At 37.4% G+C, this 24,200-nt stretch carries 18 protein-coding genes and 1 pseudogene; 14 read left to right on the top strand and 5 right to left on the bottom strand.

The genetic code is table 11. From position 1 onward, the window contains the following. Positions 1 to 7: 7 nt before the first annotated feature. From gatB to PQ474_RS15410, 4 genes are all read left to right on the top strand, one after another. Positions 8 to 1,438, top strand: coding sequence for an Asp-tRNA(Asn)/Glu-tRNA(Gln) amidotransferase subunit GatB (gene gatB / locus PQ474_RS15425; RefSeq protein ID WP_273845036.1), 1,431 nt, complete (start codon positions 8 to 10; stop codon positions 1,436 to 1,438). Between the two features lie 174 nt (positions 1,439 to 1,612). Next, positions 1,613 to 2,515 (top strand): diacylglycerol kinase, encoded by a 903-nt coding sequence (locus PQ474_RS15420; RefSeq protein WP_273845033.1) that lies wholly within the window; start codon positions 1,613 to 1,615, stop codon positions 2,513 to 2,515. Between the two features lie 159 nt (positions 2,516 to 2,674). Continuing rightward, positions 2,675 to 4,045 carry a 23S rRNA (uracil(1939)-C(5))-methyltransferase RlmD gene (gene rlmD / locus PQ474_RS15415; protein WP_273845031.1) on the top strand — a complete coding sequence of 457 codons (1,371 nt, stop codon included), beginning with the start codon at positions 2,675 to 2,677 and terminating at the stop codon, positions 4,043 to 4,045. Between the two features lie 245 nt (positions 4,046 to 4,290). Continuing rightward, positions 4,291 to 5,253 carry a tRNA dihydrouridine synthase gene (locus tag PQ474_RS15410; RefSeq protein ID WP_273845029.1) on the top strand — a complete coding sequence of 321 codons (963 nt, stop codon included), beginning with the start codon at positions 4,291 to 4,293 and terminating at the stop codon, positions 5,251 to 5,253. An 809-nt stretch (positions 5,254 to 6,062) separates the two neighbouring features. Here the strand turns inward: PQ474_RS15410 and pruA are convergent. After that, positions 6,063 to 7,694: an L-glutamate gamma-semialdehyde dehydrogenase gene (gene pruA, locus PQ474_RS15405; protein WP_273845027.1), complete on the bottom strand. Its 1,632-nt coding sequence runs from the start codon at positions 7,692 to 7,694 to the stop codon at positions 6,063 to 6,065. Positions 7,695 to 8,339: 645 nt separating this feature from the next. Here pruA and PQ474_RS15400 point away from each other — a divergent pair. Beyond that, positions 8,340 to 8,507, top strand: a complete 168-nt coding sequence (locus tag PQ474_RS15400) for a hypothetical protein (protein WP_273845025.1) — start codon at positions 8,340 to 8,342, stop codon at positions 8,505 to 8,507. 148 nt (positions 8,508 to 8,655) lie between these two features. Here PQ474_RS15400 and PQ474_RS15395 read toward each other — a convergent pair whose 3' ends face one another. Together PQ474_RS15395 and PQ474_RS15390 are read right to left on the bottom strand one after the other, a co-directional pair. Further along, positions 8,656 to 8,784, bottom strand: coding sequence for a hypothetical protein (locus tag PQ474_RS15395; protein ID WP_273845023.1), 129 nt, complete (start codon positions 8,782 to 8,784; stop codon positions 8,656 to 8,658). Between the two features lie 126 nt (positions 8,785 to 8,910). After that, positions 8,911 to 10,335: an alanine/glycine:cation symporter family protein gene (locus tag PQ474_RS15390; RefSeq protein ID WP_273845021.1), complete on the bottom strand. Its 1,425-nt coding sequence runs from the start codon at positions 10,333 to 10,335 to the stop codon at positions 8,911 to 8,913. A 972-nt stretch (positions 10,336 to 11,307) separates the two neighbouring features. Here PQ474_RS15390 and PQ474_RS15385 point away from each other — a divergent pair. The 6 genes and pseudogenes from PQ474_RS15385 to PQ474_RS15360 all read left to right on the top strand — a co-directional run. Beyond that, positions 11,308 to 12,225, top strand: coding sequence for a proline dehydrogenase (locus tag PQ474_RS15385; RefSeq protein WP_273845018.1), 918 nt, complete (start codon positions 11,308 to 11,310; stop codon positions 12,223 to 12,225). Positions 12,226 to 12,327: 102 nt separating this feature from the next. Further along, positions 12,328 to 13,572, top strand: coding sequence for a Glu/Leu/Phe/Val family dehydrogenase (locus tag PQ474_RS15380; RefSeq protein ID WP_273845104.1), 1,245 nt, complete (start codon positions 12,328 to 12,330; stop codon positions 13,570 to 13,572). A 13-nt stretch (positions 13,573 to 13,585) separates the two neighbouring features. Then, complete coding sequence (locus PQ474_RS15375; RefSeq protein ID WP_273845016.1) at positions 13,586 to 13,837, top strand: biotin/lipoyl attachment domain-containing protein; 252 nt, start codon at positions 13,586 to 13,588, stop codon at positions 13,835 to 13,837. A 130-nt stretch (positions 13,838 to 13,967) separates the two neighbouring features. Next, on the top strand, positions 13,968 to 14,198 hold the full coding sequence (locus tag PQ474_RS15370; protein ID WP_273845013.1) for a hypothetical protein: 231 nt from the start codon (positions 13,968 to 13,970) through the stop codon (positions 14,196 to 14,198). 800 nt (positions 14,199 to 14,998) lie between these two features. Beyond that, a complete protein-coding gene (locus PQ474_RS15365) occupies positions 14,999 to 16,483 on the top strand; it encodes a flavin monoamine oxidase family protein (protein ID WP_273845010.1) in 1,485 nt (494 codons plus the stop codon). 194 nt (positions 16,484 to 16,677) lie between these two features. Further along, positions 16,678 to 17,485 (top strand): annotated as a pseudogene (locus PQ474_RS15360) (aldehyde dehydrogenase family protein); the annotation flags it as partial. A gap of 242 nt (positions 17,486 to 17,727) precedes the next feature. Here the strand turns inward: PQ474_RS15360 and putP are convergent. Next, positions 17,728 to 19,254: a sodium/proline symporter PutP gene (gene putP, locus PQ474_RS15355; protein ID WP_273845008.1), complete on the bottom strand. Its 1,527-nt coding sequence runs from the start codon at positions 19,252 to 19,254 to the stop codon at positions 17,728 to 17,730. A 305-nt stretch (positions 19,255 to 19,559) separates the two neighbouring features. Then, complete coding sequence (locus tag PQ474_RS15350) at positions 19,560 to 21,134, bottom strand: sigma-54 interaction domain-containing protein (RefSeq protein ID WP_273845005.1); 1,575 nt, start codon at positions 21,132 to 21,134, stop codon at positions 19,560 to 19,562. A gap of 412 nt (positions 21,135 to 21,546) precedes the next feature. Here PQ474_RS15350 and PQ474_RS15345 point away from each other — a divergent pair, with 412 nt between their 5' ends. From PQ474_RS15345 to PQ474_RS15335, 3 genes are read left to right on the top strand one after another with little or no spacing between them, the layout of a single operon-like run. Then, on the top strand, positions 21,547 to 22,464 hold the full coding sequence (locus tag PQ474_RS15345) for a proline dehydrogenase (RefSeq protein ID WP_273845003.1): 918 nt from the start codon (positions 21,547 to 21,549) through the stop codon (positions 22,462 to 22,464). Between the two features lie 59 nt (positions 22,465 to 22,523). Further along, positions 22,524 to 23,819 (top strand): Glu/Leu/Phe/Val family dehydrogenase, encoded by a 1,296-nt coding sequence (locus PQ474_RS15340; RefSeq protein ID WP_273845001.1) that lies wholly within the window; start codon positions 22,524 to 22,526, stop codon positions 23,817 to 23,819. Between the two features lie 17 nt (positions 23,820 to 23,836). Then, a complete protein-coding gene (locus tag PQ474_RS15335) occupies positions 23,837 to 24,088 on the top strand; it encodes a biotin/lipoyl attachment domain-containing protein (protein ID WP_273844999.1) in 252 nt (83 codons plus the stop codon). Positions 24,089 to 24,200 lie beyond the last annotated feature (112 nt).

Below are 24,200 nucleotides of genomic sequence, written 5' to 3'. Positions count from 1 at the left end.
GACTGCGATGAATTTCGAAACGATTATCGGACTTGAAGTCCACGTTGAATTAAAGACAGACTCGAAAATTTTCTCAGCTAGTCCGAACCACTTCGGATCAGAGCCGAATACAAATACGAGTGTCATTGATCTTGGATATCCAGGTGTACTACCTGTATTAAATAAGTCAGCGGTTGAATTTGCGATGAAAGCGGCAATGGCGCTTAATTGTGAAGTCGCTACAGATACAAAGTTTGATCGCAAAAACTATTTTTATCCAGATAACCCGAAGGCATACCAAATCTCTCAGTTTGATAAGCCAATTGGGGAGCATGGCTGGATTGAAATTGAAGTAGAAGGCGAGAAGAAGCGGATCGGAATTACTCGTCTTCATTTAGAGGAAGATGCTGGTAAGTTAACACACTCAGGAGGCGGTTACTCTTTAGTAGACTATAACCGTCAAGGAACACCTCTTATTGAGATCGTTTCAGAGCCTGATATTCGTACACCTGCTGAAGCATATGCCTATTTGGAGAAGCTAAAAGCGATCATTCAATATACAGGCGTGTCTGATTGTAAAATGGAAGAAGGCTCATTGCGGTGTGATGCGAATATTTCTTTGCGCCCTGTTGGACAAGAGAAATTCGGAACAAAAGCAGAGTTGAAAAACTTGAACTCGTTCAACTTTGTTCGCAAAGGTCTTGAGTACGAGGAAAAACGTCAAGAACAAGTTCTTTTATCTGGTGGGATCATTGAACAGGAAACACGTCGTTATGATGAAGCAGCGAATAAAACGCTTCTCATGCGTGTGAAAGAAGGATCTGATGATTACCGTTATTTCCCTGAGCCAGATCTAGTCGATTTATATATTGATGAAGAGTGGAAAGAGCGTATTCGCGCTGAAATCCCTGAACTTCCAGATGCGAGAAAGAAGCGTTATGTAGAAGAGCTTGGATTACCCGCTTACGATGCAGTCGTTCTAACGTTAACAAAAGAAATGTCTGACTTCTTTGAAGAGACGATTGAACAAGGTGTAGGAGCGAAGCAAGCTTCTAACTGGTTAATGGGCGAAGTATCCGGTTATTTAAATGCAGAACAAAAAGAACTTCATGAAATTGCTCTTACTCCTAAAAGCTTAGCAGGGATGATTGAACTGATTGAAAAAGGAACAATCTCATCTAAAATTGCTAAAAGTGTGTTCAAGGAATTAATTGAAAACGGTGGAGATGCTGAGCAAATCGTTAAAGACAAAGGACTTGTTCAAATCTCTGACGAAGGGGCCATTCTACAAATGGTCACAGAGGTTCTTGACAATAATCCTCAATCGGTTGAGGATTACAAGAACGGGAAAGAAAAAGCGATTGGCTTCCTGGTTGGTCAAATCATGAAAGCCTCAAAAGGAAAAGCAAATCCTCCAATGGTGAATAAACTCTTGCTTGAGGAAATGGCGAAGCGTTAACCAGCTGTCTTGTGAACAAGAGATATAGATCTGATTTCTCTAATGATAGAGAGATCAGATTTTTTCGTAAAATGATTTGTCCATTTGCTGAATGGTGTCCTTGTAAGGTACAATACAAGTAGGATAGTGATATTATCTAGAGATAATTATGTTAATGAAGTAAGGAGATCTACAATGAAAAGAGCTCGACTTATTTACAATCCAACGTCTGGGCGTGAACAAATTCGTAAAAGTTTGGCATATATATTAGAGCGACTTGAAAAAGCAGGATATGAAACTTCAGCACATGCAACAACAGGTGAAGGTTGTGCTAAGCGAGCTGCTCGCAAAGCAGGAGAAAATGGATATGATTTAGTGATTGCTGCGGGTGGAGATGGAACGATTTTTGAAGTCGTAAATGGATTGGCTCCTTTAAAAGAAAGACCAAGCCTCGGTCTGATTCCTGCTGGTACGACAAATGATTTTGCTAGAGCTCTTCACATTCCTAGAGATATTGAAAAGGCGTGTGATGTTCTTTGTGGAGATCATTTCGAGCCGATCGATATTGGACGTGCTGGTGAAAAATACTTCATCAACATTGCAGCGGGTGGTACATTAACAGAATTAACGTATGAAGTTCCTAGTAAGCTGAAAACAGCAGTAGGACAATTAGCTTATTATATTAAGGGGCTTGAAAAACTTCCACAAGTAGCCCCGCGAAAAGTCAAAATAGAATATGATGGGAAATTATTTGAAGGAGAAATTATGTTGTTTCTCGTTTCTAATACGAATTCGGTAGGGGGATTCGAAAAATTAGCTCCAGATGCTTCCCTTCAAGATGGGATGTTTGACTTTATTGTTGTAAAAAAGCTTTCGTTTCCAGAATTCTTACACCTCTGCACATTAGCGCTTAGAGGTGAGCACATTCATCATTCTAAAGTGATGTATGTACATGCCAACCGCATTAAAGTAGAAGTCGAAGGCGATATGCAACTGAACTTAGATGGAGAACATGGTGGGCAACTACCAACGGAATTTGTTAATTTATATCAACATTTTGAGATGCTGACACCCAAAGGACGTACGTTACGAAGATAGCCCATTTGATGGAACCTTCTTATAATTGGAAGGTTCTTTTTTTATTCTATAAAAAGTGAATTCACACACGAACAATCAAGAAATCACCGCTCATTTCGAGACAGTCCTTGAATGTGGTACAATAACAAAACGAATAGACCTAAAAGGACGGAATGAATTATGAAACAGCAACTACCAGTGAAGAAAAACGACCAGCTTCAAGTGACGATTGAAGATTTAACCCATGAAGGAGCCGGTGTCGCCAAAGTAGATGGCTACACGTTATTTGTACCAAAAGCATTACCAGGAGAAACTGTCGATATTAAAGTAGTAAAGACGAACAAAGGCTATGGCTTTGCTCGCCTACTTGAAATAAAAGAAGCAAGTGAACACCGAGCTGAACCGCCATGTCCAATCTATCACCAATGTGGAGGCTGTCAAATTCAACACTTAAGTTACGAAGCCCAGTTAATATCCAAACAAAAGCAAGTGAAGGATGTACTAGAACGAATTGGTGGCTTAAAAGAGGTAACGCTTCATCCCACACTAGGTATGGAAAACCCGTGGCGTTATCGCAACAAAGCCCAGGTACCAGTTGGTGAAGAAGGCGGCCTTGTCATTGCAGGTTTTTACCAAGAACGAAGCCACCGAATAATCGATATGGATGAGTGTTTGATTCAACATGAAGAGAATGATCAGATCATTCGTGTCGTCAAAAAGATTGCAAACAAACACGGAATTCGAGGCTATGATGAAGAGAAGCACCGTGGAACCTTAAGACATGTTGTGGCTCGTAAAGGAAAGGTCACGAATGAAGTTATGGTCGTATTAGTCACAAGAGGCCAAGAATTGTCGAACAAAAAAGCGATCATCGATGAAATTGTAGCGGAAGTACCGAACGTCAAATCAATCGTTCAAAACATCAATACGAAACGAACCAATGTCATCTTCGGTGATGAAACGATCGTTCTATGGGGCGATGAGTACATCCATGATTACATTGGTGATATTAAATTTGCCATATCAGCTCGTTCGTTCTATCAAGTCAATCCAGAGCAAACGAAAGTCCTCTACGACCAAGCTCTGAAATACGCGGATCTAACAGGAGAAGAAACCGTCATAGATGCCTACTGTGGAATTGGTACGATCTCGCTATTCCTCGCTCAACGCGCTAAGCATGTGTACGGAGTAGAAATTGTTCCAGATGCGATTGCCGATGCAAAACGCAATGCCGAATTAAACGGCTTCACCAATGTCGACTTCGCCGTAGGAGAGGCCGAAAAAGTGATGCCATGGTGGTATGCACAAGGGGTAAGAGCAGATGTAGTCGTGGTTGATCCTCCTCGAAAAGGGTGTGATGAGGAATTGCTAGAGACAATCCTATCGATGAAGCCAAAGCGTGTGGTTTATGTGTCTTGTAATCCTGCTACGTTGGCGAGGGATTTGAAAATCCTAGAGGCTGGTGGATATGAGACGAAAGAAGTGCAACCGGTGGATATGTTTCCGCATTCAACACATGTGGAGTGTGTAGCGCGGTTGGAGTTGGTATAATAGAAAAGCAGATGATATAGAAAAATCTATATCATCTGCTTATTTGTTTATAAAAATACCATTCAGGAACGATTTTCGTTAAAATAAACATTGCTGATTTTCAAAAATTATAAATGTCCAAATGTATTTGTATTTGATCATAAGTAATTAAGCATGATATAAGTGAAAAAGAAGTGGAACATTCGGCATTAATTTTTAACCTAGGGTTGGAAGTTGTATTCATAGTGAGAGGATTTGAGTTTGAAATGATAGATAATTTTTGGCGTGATTTACCACGACCCTTTTTTGTACTTGCACCGATGGAAGATGTGACAGATGTTGTTTTTCGTCACGTAGTAAGTGCAGCCGGTCGACCGGATGTATTTTTCACAGAGTTTACAAACTCGGATAGCTATTGTCATCCAGAGGGTATGAAAAGTGTGCGTGGACGTTTGACTTTTACAGAGGATGAACAGCCAATGGTGGCACATATTTGGGGGGATCATCCCGAATATTTCCGTCAAATGAGTATTGGCATGGCAGAGCTAGGATTTAAAGGCATAGATATTAATATGGGCTGCCCTGTACCGAATGTGGCCTCGAGAGGGAAGGGGAGTGGCCTTATTCTGCGTCCAGACGTTGCGGCAGAACTTATTCAAGCAGCAAAAGCGGGCGGACTGCCTGTCAGCGTGAAAACACGACTTGGTTATAAGGATGTAAATGAGTGGGAGGAGTGGCTAACGCATATTTTAAAACAGGATATTGCGAACCTTTCTATTCATTTACGTACAAGAAAGGAAATGAGCCAAGTAGATGCGCATTGGGAGCTAATTCCGGAAATCAAAAAATTACGTGACCGTATCGCACCCAATACACTGCTAACAATCAATGGAGACATTCCTGACCGTCAAACTGGGCTACAGCTTGCTGAACAATATGGTATTGATGGCGTTATGATCGGGCGAGGGATTTTTAAAAATCCTTTTGCTTTTGAAAAAGAGCCCAAAGAGCATAGCAGCAAAGAATACCTTGATCTATTAAGACTGCAGCTTGATCTTCAAGATCAATATGCGGAGGTACTGCCACGTTCAATCACAGGGCTTCATCGCTTTTTCAAAATTTATGTCAAAGGATTTCGTGGAGCTGGTGAATTAAGAAATCAATTGATGAACACCAAATCAACAGATGAAGTGCGTGCATTGCTTGATAACTTTGAAAAAGAATGTTGATGCGATGAGGACAGTGAAATGATGTAACTCTCAAAAAGTTAGAGAAAAAATGAATCACATCAACTCATGTGTACTTATTTTATTCAGTTTTTTCAAGTTCCTTTGCAGCCGTCAACTTTTATTTTGATCAAGTGTGTTTTCTGAAAGAAAAAGGTCTTAAGAATGTGATAAACCCACCAGCACCTTTGTATTGCCACATACACTCTGGACACGTTGAGTGCTGTTCACTACTTGTAGAAAAGATTAAAACAGGTGTAATAGTGAGTAAGGAGCCTTTCCTATGGAGAGGCTCTGTTTTTCTTAGAAGATACAACTAATAAAAACTTTTATCAATTTCTTATATCGGTAATTACTTTCCAATCTGCTGCTGCAAATCTTTTTTGATTATAATCGATGCTATCAATTAGGTGGGTCCTTTTATCTAGTATCGCAAGAACTGGAGGTTGGGAATATCGATAATTGACATCAATTATTTTATGTAATTTCTAAAGAATGAGAGGATTTATCAGAAAGCCAAACATTAGGTCTGCGCAAATCAATCATAAATAAGATAAATCAATACCGAATCAAGTGCGGACTCGAAAAGGTCGGTAAAATCCTTATGTCTAAAAGTAACGAAGAACTTATAATCTAGTACATAATGGTAGATGGAATGCAGAATGCTGGGAAATTTGCATGTTCTGTGTGGAACAGGGGAAAAGCAGGAGATTACTTGAGCCAGTACATACAGATGTCAGAAAGAGATGGACAAATCTAGTAAAAAAAGAGGTTGAAACAAAACATTTCAACCTCTTTTTTTCATTATTAAATTATTCTGCATCCATAAATGGATATGCAATTTCTGTAGTTGGAGCAAAGTTTTCTTTGATAATACGAGGACTTGTCCAACGAATCATGTTAAATACAGAACCTGCTTTATCGTTTGTACCAGAACCACGAGAACCGCCAAATGGTTGTTGATTAATCACCGCACCAGTTGGTTTATCATTGATATAGAAGTTTCCAGCTGCACCAGATAAGCGGCGTTCTAAGTGCATAATTGCTTGACGATCTTGTGCAAAGATCGCGCCTGTTAATGCATACATGGACGCTGTATCTACTGCAGTCAATGTTTCTTCTAATTTATCATTTTCATATACATAAATCGTTAATACTGGTCCGAAAATTTCTTCTACCATTGTTTTGAAGTTTGGATTTGTTGTCACAATGATTGTCGGTTGAACGAAATATCCAACAGAATCATCATAAGTACCACCAGCAATAATTTCTGCTTCTTCAGAAGCTGCAGCATAGTCGATGTAGCTTGTGATTGAATCAAAAGCTGCTTTATCAATGACTGCACCCATGAAGTTTGTAAAGTCTTGGATATCCCCTACTTTAAGCTTAGCCGTTTCTTCCACTACACCAGCTTTCACTTCTTCCCACATGCTTGCAGGGATGTAAGCACGAGAGGCTGCTGAACATTTTTGACCTTGGTATTCAAACGAACCACGAACAAGGCCAGCTACTACTTTGTCTGCTTGTGCAGTTTCGTGAGCAAATACAAAGTCTTTTCCACCCGTTTCCCCAACCAAACGAGGATATGATTTATAGTTTGTAATGTTTTCTCCTACTGCTTTCCAAATTGTTTGGAACGTACTTGTTGATCCAGTAAAATGGAATCCAGACATACGAGGGTCTGTTAATACTACCTCCGATACTTGTGAACCACGAGAAGGTACGAAGTTGATTACGCCTTTTGGTAATCCTGCTTCTTCTAAAATACGCATAAAGTAGTAATTTGATAGTAAAGCAGTTGTTGCTGGCTTCCAAACGACTACGTTCCCCATTATTGCAGGAGCTGATGGTAAATTCCCGCCAATTGCGGTGAAGTTAAATGGAGAAATGGCCAATACAAAACCATCTAATGGTCGGTATTCTAAACGATTCCAAATATTCTTCACACTATCCGGTTGAATTTGGTAAATTTGATTAGCATAATCAACGCCAAAACGTAAGAAATCTGCTAATTCTTGTGCAGCATCAATTTCTGTTTGAAAAGCTGTTTTGGATTGTCCTAACATCGTGGCAGCATTGATTACGTCACGGTATGGACCAGAGATTAAATCAGCAGCTTTTAAGAAAATGGATGCACGGTGTTCCCATGGCATATTTGCCCATGATTCTTTTGCAGCCATTGCCGCTTCTACAGCATCACGCAACTCTTTTTCTCCAGCTTGCGAAAAATTTGCCAAAACATGTTGATGATCATGAGGCATAACCACTTGTTTCACTGTATCTGTCTTAATATTTTCTCCATTAATAATCACAGGGATATCGACTACGTTATCAGATTGGCGTTTTAATTCTGCCTTTAATGTTTCCCTCTCTTTTGTACCTGGAGCATATGTATTACCAGGCTCGTTTTTAGGTGTTGGGATTTTGAAAATTCCGTTACTCATACTTTCACATTCCTTCCTGTGTAGTTTATCTTGTATACACCTATAAGCAATGCAATATTTGTGCCAAAAAGTAAAAAGGCACTAAAGTCTTTTTAAAACACATTTTCATCAAAATGACTGAAATGTGTTTTTGTACAATCGGTTTACAAAAGTGTTTACCTTTTACACTTTTGTATAAAAAATAGTCAAGAGGCATGACTTTATCATCCCCGTTGTGGGAAAAAGAGGAAGAGTTGTGGCTTAACCCAAGACTATTGAACAGGCGGAGATTCCAAAAGGAGTTAAGTCAGCACAAGGAGAACAAATTCAACACGAACAAAAAAGAGAAAATAAGCAACCAACAGCAAGTCAAAAAGTGTTTAGTCCTGGTGGAGGGATATTATTAAGATCGGCAATCAAGTTACCCAGGGCTATGGGAGGCAAAATATCTTTTTAAAGGTGGGGGAAGTAAGGTGAGATTTAATCCATTGCTTTATGGGAAAGGAAAGACGTCTCTAGAAGAATTCGTTCAGGTAAAAAAATGTGATATTAAAATCCCTGTTACCAAGGAAGAAAAAGTTTTATCATTATGGCTTCTATTGAGAGGAAAGAATCTGAAACTGATTATTGCACCCAGCTTTAGCTAGAAGTACGGAGTTTGATGAAGTGGAATATCAAAATCTTGAAGATACGGTCCACGTGAAGGTGAACGCTTTTCTAGAAGAACAAATTGCTTATTATGAAGCCTTATGGGGGTGGGGAAAGTATGCGAAAGGTAGCGCATCGAATTTTTATGTAGTCATTAAGACTGGAGAGAGGGGAAATTATCTTTGAGGGCATAATGAACGTAATCTTAGTGGTCAAGAGTTAATGTGTCCAGCTTTATGACACGAATATCCGTACCGATGAATACAGAATTGCGGTTAATGCGCCCACATGATATTTATTTTAGAGCCCAAGTGTTATGTGATTATTAGTCCGACTAACGAAGATCTATAATCAATTCATGTAACCCTACTTTTTCATTAAATTCTTTGACGAGTAAATCATTTCCAATCAGAGGCAAGTCGCCTCCATTAAAAGCAACCTTGATCCGTAAATTGAAAGACATCGTTGAATCCTTTATTCTTCTCATAGAAAGAGCCTAGCCTTTAGTTCACTTTAACTCTACCAAAGGTTGGGCTCTTTTTTTTATAGAAAGATAAATGTACCTCCCAAATGTTTCTTTTAGTTCTTATTAACTGATTTGCTTCTTCTCTTGCTCACGTTTTGGCCACGCTTCTATACCTTTTAAACCTTCAATATCATCAGCATAGAAGACAGGGTCCTGACCTGCTTTACGTTGTTGCATGTAATGGTCCAATGCTTTAAAAGCAATTCTTCCAAGTATTCCAATGGCAATAAGGTTAGTTAATGCCATAAATGCCATTGCAAGATCTGCAAGATCCCAAACAATCTGTAAGCTTGCAACAGAACCAAATACAATCATACTAAGTACCAGTAAACGATAAACCAAAAGTGCTGTTTTGCTGGAATGAATAAACCCAATATTTGCTTCTCCATAGTAGTAGCTTCCAATGATAGAGCTAAAGGCAAATGTTAAGATCGCAAAGGATAAGAATATTCCAGCCCAAGGACCGAAATGTTCTCCCATAGCGGCTTGCGTTAGTGCAATTCCCTCTAAACCAGAACCATAAGAATCAGATAATAAAATGATAAACGCAGTCGCTGAACATACTAATATAGTATCAAAGAATACCCCTAATGCTTGGACAAAACCTTGCTTTACTGGATGGGACACGGATGCAGTTGCAGCTGCGACTGGCGCACTACCAATACCTGCTTCGTTAGAGAATAACCCACGTTTTACCCCCATCATGATGGCAGCGCCTATTCCACCACCAACAGCTTGCTCAAGTCCAAAAGCACTTTTTACAATTAAACCTATAACAGCTGGAATTTCTGTAATGTTTGTAATTGAAACATACAAAGCTAAACCAATATAAAAGAACGCCATGATTGGTACGATTACAGATGAGAAATTTGCAATGCGTTTAACTCCACCGAAAATAATGATGGCTGCTAATATGGCTAATACTATTCCTACTACTCCTCCTTTAATTCCGAACGAAGAATTGAATGCTTCAGCAATCGTATTACTCTGTACTGCATTAAAAGTTAAACCAAAGGATGCTATAATCGTAACTGCAAAAATAGTACTCATCCATTTCTTTCCTAATTGTTTTTTCATATAATAACCAGGTCCGCCCTTGAATCCTACTTTATCAGGCACCTTATAAATTTGCGCTAAAGTACTTTCGATGAAAGCGCTCGCGCCACCGAGCACGGCAACAACCCACATCCAGAAAACCGCACCAGGTCCACCTAAAGCAATGGCCATCGCAACTCCCGCAACGTTCCCTGTTCCAATACGAGTTGCAGCACCAATAAAGAATGCTTGAAGTGAAGAAATTTGTTTTTCGCCTTTCTGGGAAATCGTATTTTTATCTTTTAAAATACGGAACATTTCGCCAATATGACGTATTTGAACAAATTTACTTCCAATCGTAAAATAAATTCCTAAACCTATTAATAAAGCAATTAAAATATTCCCCCATAAAAGTGTATTGGCTTGTCCAACTAGAGTATTTAAGAAATCCATACTTAGCCCCCAAATATATTATTTAAAAATCTATTAACTTTTGTTACCGTAAAGTTCAAATTATTTTTCAATGAATAAAATGGTTTAGGGTTAAACAACTAGGACACTTCTTCCTAATGATTAAGACAATGGTTAACAATTAGAATCTCTTTAAAAATCCATTTTTCTTTATATGATATTTACCTAAATTATAAAACTTTTCTATTAAAGCTTAATTGAAAGCTTAGTTGGTTTATCAGATCTCATTTACCTATTTTGAAAGATCGATAAAAAAGCAGAGCACCTGAATGATTCATAGAGTTTCTATAATAGGGTTAATCTTTTACTTGCAATAATTGTGCCAAACATAATAAGTGTTGTTCTATGATATTAACTGTAATGCTAGACAAAAGTGTATTGAATTATGTCTACCTATTTAGAATATTGACACAAATGAAACAAGGTGGGAACTAGTCGTTCTCACCTTGTTTATTCTTTTAAATTACGCTTTTTAATTTTGTTATATAAAGTCGACCCTTGAGATACCCAAAATAACTATGCTGCTGCTGCTTTATTTCCAAACGTTATTTGTAATGCAGATTGAATTTCTTTTTCACTTTGACCGTTTACATGTATGTCTATGTTGGATTCATTATAGACGGAATTGACTAAAAATTGTATATATTATTCTTTACCTGACTGCTACTTAGTTGTTACAAAGTTAAAATAATCAGGTTTGTTTAGCATGACTTTTATTCTTTTTTTAAAAGATAGTTAGATCATTGATTTCTTTATTAATTTGGGCTAATTACAATATAATTGCGTTTACAAGTGTGTCTAAAATGGACATGTAATGAACAAATATGTGTGGGTAACTCTAGGCATTTCTATTTAATAAATACCCTGAACAACCTTATAAAATGAATTGGCATACGTTTTGCATATAGAAGGGTGGTAAGAAAAAATTCTAGGCTGAATATTGGAGTGATCAAAATGATTTTACATCAACCAATGAAAATCTTCTTTATGTTTCTTTCACAAAGTAAAGCAATGAACGTTGCTGCAAAAAAATGGGGGTTGAAAATAGGGGCATCTCAAGTAGTGGCAGGGAAAAACATTGAGAGTGCAATTGCTAGAGTAAACGAATTAAATAAACAAGGATTAACGTGTACACTTGACCATTTAGGGGAGTTTGTAGACAGTAAGGAAGAAGCACTAGAAGCGACGGAATATTGTATTAAGACCTTAGACTCCATTGCATCTTCAGGTGTTGACTGCAATCTATCGCTTAAAATGACACAGCTTGGTTTAGATATTAGTGAAGAGTTTTGTTTGGAAAATATGCGGCGTATTGTTGGCACTGCAAAACAGTATAACAACTTTGTAAGAATTGATATGGAGGATTACTCACACTGCCAACAGACATTGGATATTTTAAAAGAATTAAGAAAAGATTATGACAATGTTGGAACGGTTATACAAGCTTATTTAAAGAGAGCGAAAGAAGATATTAAAAACCTAAAGGGTACTTCGTTAAGACTAGTAAAAGGTGCGTATAAAGAATCTCACGAAGTAGCCTTTCAAGACAAATCCAAAATTGATGAAAATTATTTCAATATCATCAAAGCCCATTTACTAAGTGGGAGTTATACGGCGATTGCATCACATGATCATCAGATTATTGAAAAAGTAATAACGTTTGTAAAAGAGAACCAAATCGAAAACAGTCAATTTGAATTTCAGATGCTTTACGGCTTTAGGACTGATTTACAACAAGAATTAGTAAAAAAGGGATACACTATGCGTGTTTATGTACCATTTGGTCAGGATTGGTTTGGATATTTTATGAGACGTATGGCTGAACGTCCGCAAAATGTGGCATTTGCATTAAGAGGTTTACTTTCAAAATAGACAGCCAGAAATGCTTTTATTTGAGAATCGTTTTCTAGTAATCATTCGAGGTGAATAAAATGAGTCTGTCGATAAAAGAAGAAGATCAGTTAGAGGAAGTAAATCTACAGAAACCTTAATCATTTAGAGTCGACACAAATAATTATTAAAGAAGCTTTGAATACATTGGGGTATACGAGTGAAGTATTTGAACTGCTTAAAGAACCACTTCGGATGCTGAGTGTTCGCATACCTATTCGCATGGATAACGGCAAAATAAAAATATTTACCGGATATCGCTCTCAACATAATGACTCAGTAGGTCCGACTAAAGGAGGGGTTCGCTTTCATCCAGACGTAACAGAAGAAGAAGTGAAAGCGTTATCTATTTGGATGACTTTAAAATGCGGGATTGCCAATCTCCCATATGGGGGAGGAAAAGGCGGCATTATCTGTGATCCTAGGGTGATGTCTTTTGGTGAACTAGAACGATTAAGTCGAGGATATGTAAGAGCAATTAGTCAAATTGTTGGTCCGACAAAAGATATTCCCGCTCCCTATGTATTTACTAATGCACAAGTAATGGCTTGGATGATGGATGAGTATAGCCGGATACGCGAGTTTGATTCACCAGGATTTATTACGGGAAAACCTCTAGTTTTAGGGGGATCTCATGGCAGGGAAACAGCTACGGCAAGAGGAGTGGCAATTTGCATAGAAGAAGCAGCAAAGAGTAAAAATTTAGAATTGAAGCAAGCGAAGATAGTCATTCAGGGTTTTGGAAATGCGGGGAGTTACTTAGCCAAGTTTCTTATGGAGTCAGGAGCAAAAATAATAGGTATTTCTGACGCCTATGGAGCACTTTATGATGAAGATGGACTAGATATAAATTATTTATTAGATAAACGAGATTCTTTTGGAACCGTAACTAATTTATTTAAAAATACGATTACCAACCAGGAGCTACTTGAACTTCCATGTGATATCTTAGTGCCTGCAGCCATTTCAAATCAAATTACAGTTAAAAATGCAGCTAATATTAAGGCCTCCATTGTTGTTGAGGCTGCAAATGGTCCAACAACAATGGAAGCAACACAAATTCTTAGTCAACGAAACGTATTACTTATTCCTGATGTGTTAGCTAGTTCAGGAGGGGTTATTGTCTCTTACTTTGAATGGGTCCAAAACAATTTAGGGTATTATTGGTCGGAAGAAGAGGTTTCCATAAAATTAAAAACAAAATTAGTAGAAGCTTTTAACCATGTTATTGAAACAGCTGATCTATACAAAGTCGATAATCGGTTAGCCGCCTATATGGTTGGATCTAGAAAAATGGCTGAAGCTTCAAAATTTCGCGGATGGATTTAAGGAGGAGTTATTTGTGAATACTTACTGTGCAGTTGCAAGTGTGTATAATGGAACGATTGATAAAGTGTTCGTAAATGAAGGGGCCTATGTACATGAATGGGAGCCTTTATTTCTACTGAAGACGAATGAGGGTGTACTGAAAAAGGTAGAGATGGGGGTAGGTGGGAATATTATATCTCTAAATGTGAAGCCGGGTGATAGAGTCATACATGATATGACGTTAGCTATACTAAAAGAAGATGATCAACCTAGTGGTTGTGATTAACATTGGTACCTATATCTACGAGTATTCAGCGAAAGAATTAAAGAAGAACTGAATGAAAAAACAGATGACAGTATTAGATCGAATACGAAGATTAATATATCATTTGGTTTTTTAAAAAGAAGTCATCTTAATGAACAAATCTATACATCAATTAGTAGAATTAGATAAACAGCATTTTCTTCACCAGACATTACCGATTCAACAACAGCAACAATATAGTTTTCAGGTAACTCAAGCTGAAAAACAATTTAGTAGCCTGTGGTGTGTCACTGTAATCTTATGGAGCCTTTTATCAACGCCTCCAGTGGGAACGGATGGCCTACGAATGGACCAATCTGCAGCTCATATTCCCTTTTATTAATATGAACTTGTTTCAGGCTTCTTTCTTTCCTTACTATCTATTCTTATTTTTTCTGAAATTGACTCTACTCCAAGTAAAGAAATGATAGAAGAATTTGATTAGTTAAAACGAGTAATATCTAATAGAGATAGACAGAGAAATTGTGTTTTATCAACACTCTAATTTATGTTTTTTGAAAATTTTAATTTTTGGATTGGCTGCTTAAGTGCCTGCATTGCTTTAGAAATTACTTATATGTTTTAGGGAGATGTGCAAATTGGAAACAAAATACTGCAGAGAATCACGAGTTATACGAACAAGTCGTATATTCCCAAACGATGTAAACAATCATACATATGACTTAATGAATAGAAAAAATAAATGATAAATTGATAAATTGCCATTCTATCTGCGACAACTACTGAAGCCAGGTGGAATGTGTGGCGCAGATCATTTTAAAAGAAGAAGCAGGTTCCCGATAAGGGATTACCTGCTTCTATTCATTTGTTGGAGCCGAGAATCGGTAGTGAATTGTAAGGCTTCCATCTTCAACACATTAATAGAGTTTAATAATAATAATGTATGTCTTAAAAACCCTTACAATCAAAAACTTTTTATTTAGCAATTTGTTGGTTACTTGAAGAAATTAAAGTGTTTGGTATTACAATTTTCATAATAGAATCTTCAACAATCGAGCGCAATCATCAAATATAAATTAAATTTGACTCCCTTTATCATAATTCTACTTATTAACTGAATAAGATGACAGTAAGCCATATTTTTATCAGGTCTTGATCTATCGCCATTGTAGGGGGGAAGCAATGTTAAACTACGTATTTCCTGAGTTATCCTCTGATCAAATGCTTTCAATCATTAGAAATGGACTTGAAAAAACGAAAATTCCCAAGAAGATTATTATTGTTGGTGCTGGTATGGCTGGATTAGTCTCGGCCTCTTTACTTAAGCAAGCTGGGCACAATGTTACTGTCATTGAAGCTACCGATAGGGTGGGAGGGCGGGTCTATACGTTAAGAGGTGATTTTAGGGATGGACAATATCTGGAAGCTGGCGCAATGCGTATTCCTCATACTCATTTGTTGACTTTGGAATATATAAACAAATTCCAACTCCCGGTTAATAGGTTTATCAATTCAACTCCAAGTGACATCATCCATGTAAAAGGAATCAAAGCTCGTTTTAGAGTATATGAACAAAATCCTGATATGTTGCGTTTTCCTGTATACCCACATGAAAAAGGTAAAACCGCTACGGAATTGCTTCAATTAGCTATAAAACCGGTGACCGATTTAATTGAAGAAAACCCGAGAAGAAATTGGCCATGGGTCATACAAGAATTGGATAAATACTCGATGGACAGTTATTTGAGATACAATCGGTTTGGAGTAAGATTATCTCCGGGTGCGATCGAAATGATTAAAGTAATTCTTACGCTAGAAGGACTTACAGAGCTTTCTTTCTTAGAACTGTTACGTGAACTATTAGTTCTATTTACTCCTGATATCCGTTTTTATGAAATCACCGGTGGTAATGACCAACTTCCTAAAGCATTTACGACTCAATTAAAAGATGAAATATATTACGGGCATAAGGTGAAGAAAATTGTGCAGCACGATAACCAGGTAACGATTCATTCTGTCCATAAAATCTTAGAGCCATTTCAAATTACCGGCGATCTTGCGATTGTGACTATACCTTTTTCTGTTTTACAATTTGTAGAAATTGTACCGCGTCATTCTTTTTCCGAAAACAAGTGGAAGGCAATTCGGGAACTTAACTATGCTGGCTCTACGAAGACCGGCGTCCAGTTTAAAAACAGATTCTGGGAAAGACAAGGTTTGTATGGTGGTCAAACTGTTACTGATCTCCCTATTAAATATGTTCAATATCCGAGTCATGACCTCGGTGCACAAGGATCCGGTGTTATTTTGGGTAGTTATACATGGGATGATGATGCGGTACCTTGGGACAGTTTGGAAAATGAAGAGCGCTTAGAGTATGTATTAAAAAACTTGGCTACTATTCATGGTGAGCAAGTGTATCGTGATTTTCAAGGAGGAGTGAGCCACAGTTGGGTTCGATATCCGTATTCTGCTGGAGCTTTTACGATGTTTAAACCTGAACAAGTAAAAGAATTATCACCTTATATTTCCACTCCTGAAGGTCGGGTTCACTTTGCTGGTGAACATGCCTCAACTACCCACGCTTGGATCCAAGGTGCAATCGAGTCAGGAATACATGCTGCATATGAAGTCAATGACTTACCAAGAACATTTTTTCAGCGCTAATCAGAAATTAAAAGAGGGTATCGGTATAGAAATATTACATGATCATCAACCCTGAAGAGTTATTGAAAAAAGAAAGAAGTATTTTCAATTCAATAAGGAGAAGAAGCCCAATTTATAGTTGACCAGACTCGAAACATGTCGAGTGCTATGAGTTACTTGTAAGGGAAGATTTATAAAAGGTGTAACAGTAAGCGACACCTGAAAAAATTGTTTCATATAATCCAGCCAATAAAGATGAAGTGATTGGAATAGTTACAAAAGCAAATTCTGACATAGCTGAAAAGGCGATACAAGCTGCAAGTGAAGCTTTTGAATCATGGAAAAACGTATCGGCTGAAGAGCGTGCTAATATTATTATTCGTGCTGCATCTATTGTTCGTCGTCGTAAAAATGAGTTTTCCGCATTGCTTGTAAAAGAGGCAGGGAAACCTTGGAAAGAAGCGGATGCAGATACGGCAGAAGCCATTGATTTTATGGAGTACTATGCCCGTCAAATAATCGCTTTAAGATGGAAAACAGATTAATAGTCGTGAAGGCGAATAAAACAATTATATATATACACCAACAGGGGGGGCAGTCGTTATTTCTCCGTGGAATTTTGCCTTTGCTATTATGGGCAGGAACTACGGTGGTTGTCGATAAAGATGCTGATCTTGACCTTGCTGCTGAATCGATTGTTGTATCTGCGTTTGGTTTTTCTGGTCAAAAGTGTTCTGCTGGTTCTAGAGCAGTTATCCATCAGGATGTATATAATGAGGTGTTAGAACAAAGGAACTGACTGTGGGGGATCCTGCTTCTGGAGAAAACTATATGGGTCCTGTTGTTGATCAAAAAGCCTTTGATAAGATAATGGAATATATCAATATCGGAAACGAAGAAGGCCGTTTAGTAACAGGTGGTGAAGGAGGTGGCTCAAAAGGTTATTTTATTCAGCCAACGATCATTGTTGATTTAGATCCAAAGGCGCGTATTCTGCAGGAAGAAATCTTTGGTCCAGTAGTATTACTCAAGGAAGAGCAACTAAGAAAAGAAGGTTGCGCCGTTTTTCTTAGAAGTTAGATGACCTATAGAAAAGCATTTGCCAATACACCTATGTTTAAATGATTTCAGACCTCCTTAGAGAACGGCAAAGAATTCACAACAGGATCAGAAAAAGGTAGACGGACGTGAGGAAAATCACGGTCCATCTACCTTGATGTTTATATCGAAAGAGCTAAACATAGCCCATTTCTATCTTTATTGTTCTATACAGATTTGTTATACTCTTGTTGTTGCTTACTTGAATGGCTAACTGCTAGATTAAATTCCTCTTTAATTTCAAAGGACGGATCTTTATCAATAAGGCTAACGATGACAATGGCAATCCAAGCTAGGATGAATCCAGGAACAAGTTCATATAGGCCTATGCTATTTAATACATTAATATTTCCCCATAGAATAACAGTTAAAGCACCAGATAGTATACCAGCAAGAGCTCCATTTTTCGTCATTCGTCTCCAGAAAAGAGAGAGGATAATAACGGGGCCAAATGCTGCTCCAAAACCAGCCCATGCATAAGAGACAAGCTCTAATACATTTCCTCCACTTTTAGCTAATATAACAGCAAGAATTGAAATGAAAATAACAGAACCTCGACTGACCCATAGAAGTTCTTTTTCACTAGCATTCTTTCTGAAAATCTGCTTATAAAAATCTTCAGCGACTGCACTTGAAGAAACTAATAATTGTGAATCGATTGTACTCATAATGGCTGCTAGAATGGCAGCGAGTAAGATACCTGCTATCCAAGGATTAAACAAGGTTTGTACTAGGAGTATAAATACACTTTCAGGATTTTCTAATGGCACATTGAATTGTGTGATTGCAACGAGTCCTACAAATCCTGCGCCAATAAGGGAGAGGACAACCCATATGACAGCAATAAGCCTAGCCTTCGGAATTTCAGCAACACTTCTAATACTCATAAATCGAGTAAGAATATGAGGTTGTCCAAAATATCCAAGTCCCCATGCTAGTAATGAAATGGTTCCAACCATACTAAATGAAGTTGCGTTAGTTATCCATGTGCTATCTTCAATTCCAACAGATTTCATAATATCTAGTAAATCAACGTTGACTTGTCCGATGCTGTTCCATAGTCCTGTTAAGCCTCCGAGTGAAACAAGAATTAAAGCAGGCACAAATATTAAAGCACATAACATTAAAATTCCTTGAACAAAATCTGTTAAACTTACAGCTAGAAACCCACCGAGAAAGGTATAAGAAACGATGACGATAGCTCCTATAAATAATGCCAAGTCATAGTCAATACCAAAAGCTTGTTCAAACAAGACAGCTCCCGCAACCATACCAGAGGATGCATAGAATAAAAAGAAGACAATAATCGTTACCGCAGAAATAACACGTAACGTCTTAGTCGAATCTTTGAATCTATTTTCAAAATAGTCTGGTATAGTAATTGAATTTACAACTTCAGTGTATTTTCGTAATCGTTTTGCAACGAACTGCCAATTTAAATAGGTACCAACCGCTAATCCGATGGCGATCCACATTCCATTTAAGCCCGATACATAGATAGCACCAGGAAGTCCTAAAAGCAACCAACCACTCATATCAGAGGCCTGTGCACTCATGGCTGCTACCCAACTATTTAAACTTCTTCCTCCTAAGAAATAATCAGAAATGGTATTTGTTTTTCTGTAGGTCCATAAACCAATTCCTAACATTCCGATTAAATAAACAATAAATGTAATAATAGTGGCTGTATTCATTCAGTTCTTCACTCCTTTTCGAAAATAATTGTTAAAATAGATAGACCGATGATTCCTACAAATGGAATAAAGATCCAAAGCCATGTGGCAACTGAAAGGCTATAATCCATCAGTATACACTCCTTTCCCTTGAAAGCGTTTTCTTGGTGATGGTGTTTACCTCTTACTTGCAATAATTATGCCAATAATTATAAGGGCGTTTTACAATAGTTGCTGCATAACATAGACAAAAGTGTTTTAAAAAAATGTCTAAACTGTTTAGAAAATTGACACAAATGAAAAAGGTGAGAACCGGCCGTTCTCACCTAATCTATTTTTAAATCATACTTCTTAAGTTTGTTATATAAAGTGGCTCTTGAAATACCTAATAACTTCGCTGCGGCTGCTTTATTTCCAAACGTTTTTTGTAGTGCATACTGAATCTCTTCTTCACCTTGACCGTTATGTTTCTTTATTTCTTCGAATTGAATGTTTAGAGTAGGAGGATTATTTTCCTTAACAAAATTCTTAGGAAGATGATGGGGCTTAATCACTTCGTTATCGCTTGCTAAAATGATCATGCGTTCGATAATATTACGAAGCTGCCGGATGTTTCCTTGCCATGGGTGTTGAAGAAAGGTATACATCACTTCTGGATCGATCTTGGGAATCGGCATCGTGTATTTAAGAGAGAATTCCTTTAAGAATAATTGGATCAACTCAGGAATGTCTTCGATACGATCCCGTAACGGAGGAATAGATATTGAAATGACATTTAAACGGTAATATAAATCCTCCCGAAAACTTCCTTCATCGATCATCTTTTCTAGATCTCGATTGGTAGCAGCAATGATCCGTACGTCGGTTGGAATTGCTTCATTTCCACTAACGCGATAATAATGCTTTTCTTGTAATACACGTAATAACTTAACTTGTAATTCAAGAGGCATTTCCCCAACTTCATCAAGGAAGATTGTACCTCCTTTTGCAGCATCAAATTTCCCCTTTTTACCTCCTTTTACCGCTCCGGTAAAGGCTCCTTGTTCATACCCGAAAAGTTCGCTTTCAAATAGCGCGGCAGGGATAGCACCACAGTTAATCGCAACAAAGGGATGGTTAGATCGTTTTCCGGCATTATGAATTCCTTCAGCAAACAATTCCTTCCCAACCCCGCTATCTCCAGTAATTAATACCGGGGCATCTGTTTTGGCTACTTTATTGGCTAGATTAATAGCGTCTTTTAAAACAGGGCTTCTGCCTTTAATTTTGTTAAAAGGAGAAAGATTTTGTTGGCTTTGATTTGTGCTTTCTAAATCATGTAAATAGGCGGTCGTTGAAGACAACTCATCATTTAATTTAACCATCTCCGTGATATCTCTTTCAATTGAAATTCCTCCAACAACTTCTTTATCAACATAGACAGGAGATGTATTAATTAACACATGAACATTAGGGTGAGGCTGGTTGTATTTGTTTGTAACTCCTTGTCGTTCTTTCATCGTTGACATTAAAACAATGGCCTCTTTTTCGAAAAATTTTGTAATAGACTGGCCATACACCTTGTTTAGTGAAAGCCCGTACATTTCTTCTGAGTTAGGATTCAAAAATGTGATATTCCCTTTATAATCAACAGTTGTTACAGCGGCTTCAACCGAGTTAAGAACAGCATTATAATAAGCTTTTGTAAGTTTCCACTGTTTGAAAATTTCTCTCATAAGTGTTGAATAAGGAATCCATCCGCAAACTTCATCATTTGCCCCTTTTAAAGCAATATCTCTACCTTCTTCGATATTGTTAATGTCCGATAAAAGATTGGTAGGACTGTATATTTCCATTTTTTTAATATCTAGATCGCATTTCCATGGCATTGCTAGTGTTTCAAGAGTCATATGGTGTTGCAAATTGAAGACCTCCCAACAAAAATAAGATTCTGTAAAAAAGTTTACATTTATGTCTATGTTGGTTTTATTATAGACGGAATTGACTAAAAATTGTATATATTTTTTCTTTATCTTTATTAGACTGTTATTTAATAGTTACAAAGTTAAAATAATCAGAATTGTTTAGCATGACTTTTATTCTTTTTTTAAGATAGTTAGATCATTGATTTCTTTATTAGTTTGGGCTAATTACAAATGTGATAGCGTTTACAGATGTGTCTAAAATGGACATGTATTGAACAAATATGTGTGGGTAACTAGGCATTTCTATTTAATAAATACCCTGAACAATCTTATAAAATGAATTGGCATGCGTTTTGCATATAGAAGGGTAGTAAGAAAAAATTCTAGGCTGAATACTGGAGTGATCAAAATGATTTTACATCAACCAATGAAAATCTTCTTTATGTTTCTTTCACAAAATAAAGCAATGAATGTTGCTGCAAAAAAATGGGGGTTGAAAATAGGGGCATCTCAAGTAGTAGCAGGAAAAAACATTGAGAGTGCAATTGCTAGAGTAAACGAATTAAATAAACAAGGATTAACGTGTACACTTGACCATTTAGGGGAGTTTGTAGACAGTAAGGAAGAAGCACTAGAAGCGACGGAATATTGTATTAAGACACTAGACTCTATTGCTTCTTCAGGTGTTGACTGCAATCTATCGCTTAAAATGACACAGCTTGGTTTAGATATTAGTGAAGAGTTTTGTTTGGAAAATATGCGGCGTATTGTTGGCACTGCAAAACAGTATAACAATTTTGTAAGAATTGATATGGAGGATTACTCACATTGTCAACAGACATTGGATATTTTACAAAAGCTGAGAAAAGATTACGACAATGTTGGAACGGTAGTTCAAGCTTATTTAAATAGAGCTGAAGAAGATATTAGAAACCTAAAAGGCGTATCTCTAAGACTAGTAAAAGGTGCGTATAAAGAGTCACCTGAAGTGGCCTTACAAGACAAAGAAAAAATAGATGAAAATTACTTCAACATTATTAAAGCCCATTTACTAAGTGGGAGTTATACGGCGATTGCATCACATGATCATCATATTATTGAAAAAGTGATAACGTTTGTAAAAGAAAACCAAATCGAAAACAGTCAATTTGAATTTCAGATGCTTTACGGCTTTAGGACAGATTTACAGTTAGAATTAGTGAAAAAAGGCTACAAAATGCGTGTCTATGTACCATTTGGTCAGGATTGGTTTGGATATTTTATGAGACGTATGGCTGAACGTCCGCAAAATGTGGCATTTGCATTAAGAGGGTTACTTTCAAAATAGACAGCCAGAAATGCTTTTATTTGAGAATCGTTTTCTAGTAATCATTCGAGGTGAATAAAATGAAGCTGTCCATAAAAGAAGAAGACCAATTAGAGGAACTGCATCTAAAGCATTCGAAACATCTTAATCAACTAGAGTCAACACAATTAATTATTAAAGAAGCTTTGAATACATTGGGGTATACGAGAGAAATTTTTGAACTGCTTAAAGAGCCACTTCGGACGCTGACCGTTCGTATTCCTATACGCATGGATAACGGTAACGTAAAAATATTTACCGGATATCGCTCTCAACATAATGACTCAGTAGGGCCGACTAAAGGAGGAGTTCGCTTTCATCCAGACGTAACAGAAGAAGAAGTGAAAGCACTATCTATTTGGATGACTTTAAAATGCGGCATTGCCAATATTCCATATGGGGGTGGAAAAGGCGGCATTATTTGTGATCCCAGGGAAATGTCCTTTGGTGAAATAGAACGATTAAGTCGAGGGTATGTAAGAGCGATTAGCCAAATTGTTGGTCCAACAAAGGATATTCCCGCTCCCGATGTATTTACTAATTCACAGGTAATGGCTTGGATGATGGATGAATATAGCCGAATACGTGAGTTTGATTCACCAGGATTTATTACGGGAAAACCTCTTGTTTTAGGTGGGTCTCATGGCAGAGAAACGGCTACGGCAAGAGGAGTGGCAATTTGTATAGAAGAAGCAGCAAAGCACAAAAATATAGAATTAAAAAAAGCGAAGGTTGTGATTCAGGGTTTTGGAAATGCGGGAAGTTACTTAGCCAAGTTTCTTAATGAGTCAGGAGCAAAAATAATAGGTATTTCTGACGCCTATGGAGCACTTTATGATGAAGATGGACTAGATATAAATTCTTTATTAGATAAACGAGATTCTTTTGGAACCGTAACTAATTTATTTAAAAATACGATTACCAACCAGGAGTTACTTGAACTCCCATGTGATATCTTAGTGCCTGCAGCCATTTCAAATCAAATTACTGTTAAAAATGCAGCTAAAATTAAGGCGGAAATTGTGGTTGAGGCTGCAAATGGTCCAACAACAATGGAAGCAACACAAATTCTTAGTCAACGAAACGTATTACTTATTCCTGACGTGTTAGCTAGTTCAGGAGGGGTTATTGTCTCTTACTTTGAATGGGTCCAAAACAATTTAGGGTATTATTGGTCGGAAGAAGAGGTTTCCAGCAAATTAAGAACAAAATTAATAGAAGCTTTTAACCATGTCATTGAAACAGCGGCTCTTCACAAAATTGATAATCGGTTAGCCGCCTATATGGTAGGATCCAGAAAAATGGCTGAAGCTTCAAAGTTTCGAGGCTGGGTTTGAGGAGGGAGGAGTTAATTGTGAATACTTACCGTACAGTTGTTAGTGTGTGTAATGGAACGATTGATAAAGTGTTCGTAAATGAAGGGGCCTATGTACATGAATGGGAGCCTTTATTTCTACTGAAGACGAACGAGGGTGTATTGAAAAAGATAGAGTTAGGGGTAGGTGGGAACGTTTTTTCTCTGAATGTGAAGCCGGGTGATAGAGTCATACATGATATGGCTCTAGCTATATTAAAAGAAGATGTTCTTCCGAGTGGTTGTGATTAATATTTTGTTCTTAATCTTACTAACTCACCTTTGAAAATTAACCTTTGTGTAATTCTTCCTAAGCTTTAGATTTATAAACGGTGTTGCATAATGAGTGTTTATAAACAAAGAA

The organism is Halalkalibacter alkalisediminis (assembly GCF_028610705.1).
GTDB lineage: Bacteria > Bacillota > Bacilli > Bacillales > Bacillaceae_D > Halalkalibacter > Halalkalibacter alkalisediminis.
This window is presented reverse-complemented; position numbering and strand designations above follow the sequence as displayed.